Genomic DNA, 10468 nt, shown 5'->3' with positions numbered 1-10468 from the left:
GCCCGACACCGCCCCGGCTGCCAGGCCGAACAGCTCCCGCCACTCCCCGAACTGGTGCGGCACCGCGGCCACGTCGGCGGCGGCGAAGTCGACCAGGACGACCGGCTCGTCGTCCTGGTCGCCGCGCGGGCGGCGCAGCACCCACAGGCAGGCCTCGCCGGCCGCGGTGCTCATCTCGGCCGGTAGCGCGATCACCGCGCGCAGCGCGCCGCCACCAATCATCAGAGCCCGGATCGCCTGCCCGGACGGCGAGACACAGGCCCGCGGCGAGACGGCGATGACGGCGGTGCCACGCGGGCGCAGGTGGGCGTAGCAGTGCTGCACCCAGGCCAGCTCGCCGTCGCGGGGCTCCGGGCGGCCGAACTCCCAGCGGCGGTCGGTCGCCAGCTCGTCCGCCGGCCAGCCGGGCCGGTCGAACGGCGGCTCGCACACCACCGCTGCCGCCCGCCCGAGCAGCTCGGTGAACCGGTTGCCGCGCAGCGAGTCGCCGAGGCGGACGTCATACGGCCCAGCGAGCGGATGGGCGCCCAAGCCGAGGGTGGCGGTGCGCGCCAGCCGCTCGTCGTTGTCCTGGCCGAACAGGCGAACCCGCTGCTCGAACCGGTCCGCGGCCGCCAGCAGCAGGGTGCCGTCGCCGCAGGCCGGGTCGAAGACGACCGGCAGATCGTCGGCGGTGGCGAACAGATCGTCACCGCCCGCGCTGGCCGCGGTCGTCGGTGGCAGCAGCGAGACGAGCACCTGGGCCAGCCGCTGCTCGGCCTCGACGTTCCGCTTCGCCTGCTCGACGAACGCGTCACGGGTCGACCAGCCGCCGGTCGGGCCGTCGAGGGCCTGCGTTCCGGTCTCCGTCCGGCCCGCCTTCGCGAGCTGCTCCGCGCGGCCGGAGCGTTCCAACCAGTCCGCCACGGCGGCCCAGCGAAACGTCGGGTTGGTGTCGTTGCCGCCGACGGGACTGGGGAAGGCGTCGTAGCGCCGGCGCCAGTTCGACACGGCGGCGCGGCCGACGCCGATCCGCCGCGCGATGGCGGCAGCCGTCAGCTCTTCCTGCCCGTCGAACTCCACATGCCGGACCATACCGGCGTGATCGCCACTTAGGCAAGCTCTGTGAACGATTCGAGCTGACGTACACAAGACCGCTGTTCACGCTTGACGGGAGATTCGGTGCGGCCCTAAGGTCCTGGATTGTCGCGGATCGGTCGCGATGCGCACAGGCCAGGCCCCGGCGCCGCCGCCTTCCGGACGCGGAGGCGACCCGCCGCTCAGCCCCGGCCGGCTTCACCCTCGGCGCCGTCGCCGCTGTCCCTTTGTTCCGTGCGGGGCGCGTCCTCGCTCCGTGTCCGCCGCACCCCTTGCCGTCCCTCCGGCGGCCTCGCCATGCCCGGCGCGGCCGCGTGTTCACAGCCATTCTTCCGCCATCCCCGCCTGGCCCGAGGGCCGGGTTCCACCTGCGCCGATCCAGCTACGTCGGCAGCGCAGGGGTTGCCGCCCGCGAGGTCCCCGGTGTTACAGGGGGCGCCGGGGGCCTCGCGGGCAGCAACCCCCCGCCGTACCGGAACGACCTCACTCCACGAACGCTCATCGAGATTCTGGGAGCAACAATGACTGAGACGGATCTGCCCGAGCCGGGCGAGCTGGCGTCGGCGCCGGCGATCATGGCGACGCCGATCGCCGAGCTGGCGGCGGCGCGGCTGGCCGCGGCAGCGCTGCCCGAGTCGGTGAAAGCCGTGCTGCGCGAAGCATCCGACGCGGTCGAGAGGCCGGCGGCGAGTGCGATGGGCCAGATCCACCTGGAATCGATCACCGTCGCCGGCTACCGCGGCATCGGCGCTCCGGCCCGGCTGTCGCTGCCTGCCGCCCCCGGCGTGACGCTGGTGGTCGGGCGCAACGGTTCCGGGAAGTCGAGCCTGGCCGAGGGCGCCGAGACCGCCTTCCTCGGCACGAACACCCGCTGGCAGCGCCAGGACGACCCCCGCCGTGGCGCCTGGCGCAACCGGCACGAGCTCACCCGCCGGCCTCGGATCGAGCTGGCTCTCACGGTCGGCGGCAGCCCGGCGACGCTGACCCGGACCTGGCCGGGCGACGACTTCACGACCTCCGACGGCGTGTTCCAGCGCCGGGGCCAGCCAGCCGTGCCCGCCGCGCAGGCCGGCTGGGCGCGGGCCGCAGCCGAGTACCGCCCCTTCCTCTCCTACGCCGACCTGGGTCAGCTGATCGACGACAAGGCGGTCCGGCAGTACGACGTCGTCGACAAGATCCTCGGTCTCGGCTACCTCACCGCCGTCGACGGCCTACTCAAGGCCGAGCAGAGCCAGCACACCGCGGCGGTCAAGACCGTCAACAGCGAGCGAGCCACACTCACCACCGCGCTCGAAGCGCTGCTCCTCGACCTGCCCGAAGAGGCCCGCGCCGAGGCCGCGCTGAAAGCCATGGCCAGGAAGCCCGGTCCCGACCTCGCGGCGCTCGAGCGCCTCCTGGCCGACCTGCCCTCGGCACAGGACGGTGACCTCGCCGAACTGCGCCAGCTCGCCGACCTTCAGGGACCCGACCTCGACCGGGTCGACGAGGCGGCGCGGCGGCTGCGCGACGCCCTTGCCGCAGCCACCGCTGTCACCGGCACAAACGCCGAGGATGCCTCGCTGCGCGCCGAACTGCTCTCCCAGGCACTGCGGCACCGCGAGCGGCACGCAGGCGGCGAGGCCTGCCCGGTCTGCGGCACCGAGCGGGTCCTCGACGACGCCTGGGCGCGGCGGGCGGCGGCACAGATCACCGAGTTGCTCGACGAGAGCCGGGTGGTCAGAACGGCGAACGCTCGGCTGCTGCTGGCCGAAACCGGGCTGAAAACGCTCATCGTCTCGCCGCCGGCGGTCCCGCCCGCGCTCGCCGCGGTATGGCAGGCCTGGGAGGCGTGCCGAGCGCGCACGGACCTGGCCGCACTGGCCGACGAGGCCCTCGGCACGGCGCGGACGCTGGTGCGGGCGTGTGCCGCTGCCCGCGATCAGGCCCGGGTCCTGCTGGCGGAACGCGACGACCGGTGGCGTCCACTCCTCGCCAGCCTGCAGATCTGGACCGAGCAGGCCCGCGCGGTGAACTCGGCCAAGGCACGCAGGAGCGAGCTGAAGAAGGCGCGGGACTGGCTCGACGCACTCATCCAGGACCTGCGCCGGGAACGGCTGGCCACCTTCGAGGTCCAGGCTCAGGACATCTGGGCGAAGCTGCGACACGAGAGCAGCATCAGCCTCACCAAGGTCGGCCTCGACGGCAAGGAGACCTCGACGCTGCGCCGGCTGATCCTCGACGTCTCCGTCGACGACGCCGACGCCTCCGCGCTCGCCGTCATGAGCCAGGGCGAGCTGCACGCGCTCGCGCTGGCACTGTTCCTGCCCAGGGCCCGCACCGCCGACAGCCCGTTCGGTTTCCTTCTCATCGACGACCCGGTGCAGTCCATGGACCCCGCCAAAGTCAACGGACTCGCCCAGGTGCTCTCCGAGCTGGGCAACCAGCGGCAGATCGTCGTCTTCACCCACGACACCCGCCTCCAGCGGGCGTTCACCGGCCAGGGCCTGCCTGTCACGATCCGCAAGGTCGAGCGCGGGAAGGCGTCAAAGGTCGAGATCGAGAACGCGCTCGACCCCGTCGAGCAGGCACTCAGGGAGGCTCGCGGCTTCGCGCACGGCAGCGGCAAACTGCCGGCGGCGGCGCGAACCCATGTCCTGCCCGGCCTCTGCCGGATCGCGTTGGAGAACGCTTTCACCGAGGCCGCCTGGCTTCGCCACCACCAGGCCGGCGGAGCCGAACCGGTCTTCGACGCCGCCCTCTCCGAGGCGGAGAAACTCACGAAGGTCGCCGCCCTCGCCTTCTTCGGTGACGCCAAGAGGTCCGATGACGTCTACGGCGAGCTGACGGACCGGTGCGGCGACTGGGCAGTCAAGGTCGTCCAGGACTGCCAGCAAGGCGCCCATGGCAGCGGCGCGCAGATCGAGGACCCGCTCCGCTTCGTCGACCTCGTCGGCCACATCGCCAAGACGGTCCGCAGGTCGCGCCCCGCCGCCTGATCCGCTTGTCCACCGCCCATCCTCGTTTCGCCGCCGACCGGGAGAAGCCAGTGCCCACGCGACCTGCCGCCACGACCGGCATCACGCTCAACGAGCTGTTCGGGACCGCCGAGCTGCTGCTCGCCGGTCGCCTTCAGGCGACGCTCGCCGCCCGCCACCGCGGCGCCGCGCTCGTCCTGCGCACCGCGCTGGAGCTCGCCATCGACGCGGCGCTCGCCGCCGCCGAACCGGGCCTGTCCACCCGCAATATGACCGCCAAGCTCCACTGCCTGCGTCACTACAGCACCCCCGCGACCGCCAGCCGGGCCCGCCAGACCTGGTCCCACCTCTGCGTCGCCTGCCACTACCACCAGTACGAAATCGGCCCCACCAGGTCGCAGGTCCAGGCCTGGCACGGCGAGGTCCTCGCCCTGGCCACGTCGCTTGGCCGTCCCTAGGACGTCCCGGAGCCCGATTCGACGCCGACACGGGCCAGGTCCTCGTGTTTCTGGTTTCGGCCCGGCCGGCACCGGGGACCCGCCGAGTCGAGCCGCGGCGCGCCGCCTGGCCACCGCGGGCCCGCCAGGATGGGAAAGGAGTCGACCATGACCAGCACGGATACGCGGCCGGCCCGAACCGCCGAGGGCGTGGAGACGGTGCGTTACGAGGTGCACCGGCTGTCCGTCGCGACGGGACTGCCCTACGAGGAGACGGTGCGCCGGTACGAGCAGGCGGTGCCGGCTCTCGACGAGGCGCGTTTCGCCGACCTCGCCGCCGGCCGGCCGACCTGGACCGAGGTGCGCGCCGCGACGCTGCCGCAGGCCCCGCACGACTTCCTGCGCTACTGGCGCGGGGACTTCACCTGGATGCTGCGCGCCGCCGGCGACGAGGGCCGCTGCGTCGAGTACCTGATGGGCAACCACGTGATCGCCGAACGGATGTTCCGCCATGATCCCGGGGTGCTCCTGCACGCCCCGCTGCGCACGACGATCCACACCGACCATCGCGGCGAGACCCGCTTCAGCGTCGACCAGCCGAGCACCCATTTCCGCAGCTACGGCAACCGGTCGATCACGATCGTCGGCATCGAGCTGGACCTGAAACTCGCCACCCTGCTGGAAAGCCTCGACTTCCCCGTACCGGACGCCCTGACGACCGGCCGCGTCCCGGCCACCACCGGCTGAGCGGGCGGCGGCGCCGAGGGCTCAGGCGAGGGTGGCGAGCCAGTTGGTGAGCAGGTGGGCGCCGGCGTCGCCGGACTTCTCCGGGTGGAACTGGGTGGCGGCCAGGGCGGCGCGTTCCACCGCGGCGGCGAACGGCTCGCCGTGCTCGCCGATCGTGTCGCCGGCGTCCGGGTCGGCCTTGGCCGCGTAGGAGTGGACGAAGTAAAAGCGGGTGTCCGCGGGCAGGCCGGCGAAGAGCACCGACCCGGCGGGCGGGCGCACCGTGTTCCAGCCCATGTGCGGCAGGATCGGGGCGGCGAGGCGGCGGACCTCCCCGGGTAGCGCGCCGATCCCGGCGGTGCGCACCCCGTGCTCCTCGCCCCACTCGTAGAGCACCTGCATCCCGACGCAGATCCCGAGCACCGGCCGGCCGGCGGCCAGGCGCGCGCGCACGACCGGCCCGGCACCGAGCCCGTCGATCCCGGCCATGCACGCGGCGTACGCGCCGACCCCGGGCACAACCAGGCCGTCCGCGTCCCGCGCCGCGTCAAGGTCGTCGCTGACGGTGACGTCGGCGCCGACCCTGGCGAGGGCGCGCTGCGCCGAGCGCAGGTTCCCCGAGCCGTAGTCGAGCACCACGACCCGCCGACGCGGCGCGCCGGCGCTCACAGCGTGCCCTTGGTGGAGGGCACGCCGGCGACCCGAGCGTCGAGGGCGACCGCGTCGCGCAGGGCCCGCGCGACCGCCTTGAACTGCGCCTCCACCACATGGTGGGCGTTGCGGCCGGAGAGCACCCGCACGTGCAGCGCGATCCGCGCCGAGGCGGTGATGGACTCGAAGATGTGCCGGGTCAGCGTCGTGTCGTAGGTGCCGATCATGCCGACCAGGTCGGGTTCGACGTGCACGCAGTACGGCCGGCCGGAAAGGTCGACGACGGCGAGGGCGAGGGCCTCGTCGAGGGGGACGGTCGCGTCGCCGAAACGGCGGATGCCGGCCTTGTCGCCGAGCGCCTCGCGCAGCGCCGTGCCGAACGCGATCGAGGTGTCCTCGACGGTGTGGTGGGCGTCGATGTGCAGGTCGCCGCGGGTGCGCACGGTGAGGTCGAAGCCGCCGTGCTTGCCGATCTGGGACATCATGTGGTCGAAGAACGGCACGCCGGTGTCGGACGTCGCCACTCCCGTTCCGTCGAGGTCGAGCTCGACGAGGACGTCGGACTCCAGCGTCTTGCGGGCGATACGCGCGGTACGTGCCATCGGGCGTCCTCGGGCCTTTCCTACCTGGGTCGGCCGGATTTACCGGTCTGTCGGTGTCTGACCGTCAGTCTGCCCGGTTCCCGCCGCGGCGACGGCAAGCACCCGGCCGAGCGCGGCGAGGAACGTGTCGATCTCGCGGGGCAGCCCGGCGGTGACCCGCAGCCAGCCGTCCGGGCCGACGTCACGCACGAGCACGCCGGCATCGAGCAGCCCACGCCACACCGCCCGATGATCGGCGAGTCCGCCGAAGAACACGAAGTTCGCGTCGCTCGGCGCGACCTGAAGGCCGAGCGCGGTCAGCTCCCGCACGAGCCGGTCCCGCTGGGCCCGCACGGCCTCGACCGAGCCGAGCAGCTCGTCGGCGTGCGCGAGGGCGGTGCGGGCCACGGCCTGGGTGAAGCCGGACAGGTGGTAGGGCAGCCGGACGAGCTGGAGGGCGTCAACGACAGCCGGATGCGCGGCCAGGTAGCCGACGCGGGCGCCGGCCAGCGCGAACGCCTTGCTCATCGTGCGGGTGACGATGAGACGCGGCTGGCTCGGCAGCAGCGTCAACGCGCTGGCGACCCCGTCGCGGCGGAACTCGGCGTAGGCCTCATCGACGACGACCATGCCGCTGCCGGCTTCGTGCATCGCCTCACAGGCGGCGACGATGACCTCGAGCGGCAGGGCCGTGCCGGTGGGGTTGTTCGGGGAGCAGAGGAACACCAGCGCCGGGCGATGGCGTTCGATGGCCCCCGCGACCGCCTCGGCGGACAGGCTGAAGTCCGCGGCGCGCTGCTCGGCGACCCACCGCGTCGCCGTGGCCAGCGCAATGAGCCGGTGCATCGAGTAGGACGGCTCGAAGCCGACGGCGATGCGGTCCGGGCCACCGAAGGCCTGGCAGAGCTGCTGCAGGACCTCGTTCGATCCGTTGGCGGCCCACACCTGGGCGGTGTGCACGCCGAAACCGGCGTCCGCAGTGAGGTAGTAGGCGAGGTCGGCGCGCAGCGCCTCGGCGTCGCGATCGGGGTAGCGGTTCGCCTCGGTGGCGGCGAGCGTCGCCGCCTTGCCGAGCGCGTCGACGAGGTCGATGGACGGCGGGTACGGGTTCTCGTTGGTGTTGAGCCGCACCGGCACATCGAGCTGCGGCGCACCATAGGGGGACATACCCCGCAGAACGTCGCGCAGCGGCAGTTCGTCCAGGTCCAGCGACCGCCACGGCCGGTCGTCCCGGCCCGCCCGGGCGTCGGTTCGACCGCCGGACCGGACGATCATCGGAACCGCGCCTTCACCGCGTCGGCGTGCCCGGTGAGGTCCTCGGCCGCGGCGAGGGCGGACAGGCGGCCGGCGACGGCGTGCAGCGCGTCGGGGGTGCTCTCGATGACGTGGACCTGCCGTTGGAAGGTGGCGACGGACAGGCCGCCGGAGTGACGGGCGGTGCCGCCGGTGGGCAGGACGTGGTTGGAGCCGGCGAGGTAGTCGCCGAGCGGGACGGGGGCGTGCGGGCCGACGAAGATCGCGCCGGCGTGGCGGACCCGCGCGGCGAGGCGGGCCGCGTCGACCGTGTGGATCTCCAGGTGCTCGGCGGCCCAGCCGTCGACGACGGCGAGGCCGGCGTCGAGGTCGGCGACGAGCGCGACGGCGCCCTGGCCGGCCAGGGCCTCCTCCACGCGCTCGCGGTGGCGGGTGGCGGGCACCTGCCTGGCGAGCTCGACGTCGACGGCGTCGGCGAGCTCGACGGACGTGGTGACCAGCAGCACCGCGGCCATCGGGTCGTGCTCCGCCTGGGCGATGAGGTCGACGGCGACGAAGCTGGGGTCGGCGGTGGCGTCGGCGAGGATCGCGACCTCGGTCGGGCCGGCCTCCGCGTCGACGCCGACCACGCCGCGCACCAGCCGCTTCGCGGCCGTGACGTAGACGTTGCCCGGGCCGGTGATCACGTCGACCGGCGGGCAGCTGGCCGTGCCGTGGGCGGCCATCGCGATCGCCTGGGCGCCGCCGGCGGCGTAGACCTCGTCGATGCCGAGCAGCGCGCAGGCGCCGAGGACGACCGGATGCGGCAGGCCGCGGTTCTCGCGCTGGGGTGGGGAGAACACGGCGAGCGAGGCGACGCCCGCCTCCTGCGCGGCCACGACGTTCATGACGACGCTGCTCGGGTAGGCGACCCGGCCGCCGGGGACGTACAGCCCGACCCGCTCCACCGGCACCCAGCGCTCGGTCACGGTGAGGCCAGGGGCGACCTCGATGGTCACCGGCTCGCGCCGCTGGGCGCCGTGGACCAGGCGGGCCCGCCGGATCGCCTCGGCCAGCGCGTCGCGCACGGCGGGTTCGAGGTCCTCGGCGGCGGCCGCGAGATCGGCGGCGGGCACCCGCAGATGGGGGGGACGGACCCCGTCGAAGCGCTCGGCGGCGTCGAGGACGGCCGCGTCGCCGCGCGCGCGCACGTCGTCGCAGACCGGCCGCACCGCGTTGACCGCGACGTCCACGTCTATCGCGGCGCGCGGCAACAGCCGGCGAACCTCCGCGGGCGTGGGCGCGGCGTCACGCAGATCTACCCTTCTGAGCACGGTGTCGAGACTATCCGCCGACGCCGGGCCCGGCGAAATCACGGACCAGCGCGGGATGTCACGCTGCTCCGGTGAACCGACAGCCAGCGCCCGACGCCCGACCGTCGCCGTCCCCTCCCTCGCCCGCCGCATCGGCGCAGGTGACACCGGTTGCGGGCGTGCCAGTGGGGGAACCGGCGGCCGGTGCGGCGCCTTCCCCGGCGACGGCCGGCGCCGGCGCCGGACCCGACCTCGAGACCACAGTGGAGGCCACGGATGTCTCCTCGCTGTCCGGAACAGGCGGGGCACCGGGTGCCCCCGGGGAGTCGCTGGCGACGCTCCTGCAGGACTACCGGGTGCACGCCAGGGCGCCGCGCCGGGTCGTCGCCGCGCTGACCGAGCGGCCCCGGACCCTGCGTGAACTGGTCCAGGAGTCCGGCCTGCCGCGCCGCTCGGTCGAGGAGATCCTCGCCTGCCTCGGCGCGGACCTCCGACCCGCCGCGGGCGAGCGCCAAGTGCTGCGCGCCGGCACGGTCGACCACTACCGGGCGATGATCGATTACACCGGGCTGCGGGAGTCGACGCCCATCGACCCGCTCGCGGCCGAGATCCGCCGCCACGGCGCCCTCGTGACCACCCTGCACGAGCTGATCGCCGCCGCCCCCCGCCCCCGCGCCGAGTTCGATCACGTGCCGGCCACGGCGGCGACGGTCGTGCGCCGGGCGGTGTGGCTCGCGAGCCACTACGACCTGCGCGAGGCCCGGCTGCTGTGCGTCGGCGACCACGACCTGACGTCACTGGCCGTCGCCCTGCTCGCCGAGCGCGACGCCGGGCGCGGCACGGCGGCGGCGGCCGGCGGCGGGCCGTCGGTCACGGTGGTCGACATCGACGAGGACCTGCTGGAGTACCTCGAACGCTCCGCCCGCTCCCTGGGTGTGACGCTGCGCTGTCGGTACGCGGACCTGCGCTTCGGCCTTCCGCCGTCGCTCGCCGGCTCGGCGGACCTCGTCTTCACCGACCCGCCGTACACCCCGGCCGGCGTGTCCCTGTTCGCGGCGCGGGGCGCGCAGGCCCTCGCCGACCGGGACCGCGGCCGCGTCCTCGTCGCCTACGGGTACAGCACGCGCACGCCGGCCCTGGGCGCGAAGGTGCAGCGCGCGCTGCTCGACCAGGGTTTCGTGTTCGAGGCGGTCTGGCCGGACTTCCACACCTACGACGGCGCCGAGGCCGTCGGCGCCCGCGCCGCCATGTACGTCTGCCAGCCGACGCCGGCCACCTGGAAGCGCCTGGACCGCCCGGCCGACCGCGAACCCGTGACGACCACGATCTACACCCGCGGGCGCCAGTCCGAGGAGGGCCGCGCCGGCGAGCTGCCCGTCCCGGTGCTCGAGGCGGCCGGACGCTTCCTGGCCGACGCCGCCCCCGCCCGGCCGGTGTACATCGGCGAGCGTCCCGCCGTGGCCGGCACGCACACCCGGCTGGCGACCGTCCTCGAC

The 10468-nt window shown here is 74.0% G+C and carries 9 protein-coding genes; 4 read left to right on the top strand and 5 right to left on the bottom strand.

All coding sequences use genetic code 11. The features are described 5' to 3' along the window. The coding region (locus tag MXD58_RS11580) for an HsdM family class I SAM-dependent methyltransferase (RefSeq protein WP_250609304.1) at nt 1–1062 on the bottom strand (1062 nt) is incomplete at its 3' end. Between the two features lie 536 nt (nt 1063–1598). Here MXD58_RS11580 and MXD58_RS11575 point away from each other — a divergent pair. The 3 genes from MXD58_RS11575 (at nt 1599) to MXD58_RS11565 (ending at nt 5215) form a co-directional block, all read left to right on the top strand. Then, on the top strand, nt 1599–4052 hold the full coding sequence (locus MXD58_RS11575; protein WP_248837290.1) for an ATP-binding protein: 2454 nt from the start codon (nt 1599–1601) through the stop codon (nt 4050–4052). A gap of 50 nt (nt 4053–4102) precedes the next feature. Continuing rightward, the gene (locus tag MXD58_RS11570) at nt 4103–4489 is read left to right on the top strand and encodes a hypothetical protein (protein ID WP_248837289.1); all 387 of its coding nucleotides are present in this window, start codon (nt 4103–4105) and stop codon (nt 4487–4489) included. Nucleotides 4490–4636: 147 nt separating this feature from the next. Further along, nucleotides 4637–5215, top strand: a complete 579-nt coding sequence (locus tag MXD58_RS11565; protein ID WP_248837288.1) for a DUF302 domain-containing protein — start codon at nt 4637–4639, stop codon at nt 5213–5215. A gap of 21 nt (nt 5216–5236) precedes the next feature. Here MXD58_RS11565 and hisH read toward each other — a convergent pair whose 3' ends face one another. Genes hisH through hisD form a run of 4 tightly spaced genes read right to left on the bottom strand, consistent with a single transcriptional unit; the run spans nt 5237 to nt 8993 of the window. Further along, nucleotides 5237–5863 carry an imidazole glycerol phosphate synthase subunit HisH gene (gene hisH / locus MXD58_RS11560; protein ID WP_248837287.1) on the bottom strand — a complete coding sequence of 209 codons (627 nt, stop codon included), beginning with the start codon at nt 5861–5863 and terminating at the stop codon, nt 5237–5239. Next, nucleotides 5860–6447: an imidazoleglycerol-phosphate dehydratase HisB gene (hisB, locus tag MXD58_RS11555; protein WP_248818350.1), complete on the bottom strand. Its 588-nt coding sequence runs from the start codon at nt 6445–6447 to the stop codon at nt 5860–5862. Before hisB ends, hisH begins: the two co-directional genes overlap by 4 nt. A 39-nt stretch (nt 6448–6486) precedes the next feature. Then, nucleotides 6487–7701, bottom strand: a complete 1215-nt coding sequence (locus MXD58_RS11550; protein ID WP_248837286.1) for a histidinol-phosphate transaminase — start codon at nt 7699–7701, stop codon at nt 6487–6489. Next, a complete protein-coding gene (gene hisD / locus MXD58_RS11545; protein WP_248837285.1) occupies nt 7698–8993 on the bottom strand; it encodes a histidinol dehydrogenase in 1296 nt (431 codons plus the stop codon). Before hisD ends, MXD58_RS11550 begins: the two co-directional genes overlap by 4 nt. Before the next feature lie 158 nt (nt 8994–9151). Here hisD and MXD58_RS11540 point away from each other — a divergent pair. Beyond that, on the top strand, nt 9152–10468 hold a 1317-nt coding region (locus MXD58_RS11540; RefSeq protein ID WP_250609303.1), incomplete at its 3' end, for a bis-aminopropyl spermidine synthase family protein.

Source organism: Frankia sp. AgKG'84/4, assembly GCF_023242965.2.
Classification (GTDB): Bacteria; Actinomycetota; Actinomycetes; order Frankiales; family Frankiaceae; genus Frankia.
Note: the sequence above shows the minus strand (reverse complement) of the source record. Positions and strands in the feature narration are given on the sequence as shown.

Coding starts and splice junctions, on each gene's coding strand:
- MXD58_RS11550 (WP_248837286.1), bottom strand. CDS start 7,701: ATGATCGTCCGGTCCGGCGGTCGAACCGACGCCCGGGCGGGCCGGGAC.
- hisB (WP_248818350.1), bottom strand. CDS start 6,447: ATGGCACGTACCGCGCGTATCGCCCGCAAGACGCTGGAGTCCGACGTC.
- MXD58_RS11565 (WP_248837288.1), top strand. CDS start 4,637: ATGACCAGCACGGATACGCGGCCGGCCCGAACCGCCGAGGGCGTGGAG.
- MXD58_RS11575 (WP_248837290.1), top strand. CDS start 1,599: ATGACTGAGACGGATCTGCCCGAGCCGGGCGAGCTGGCGTCGGCGCCG.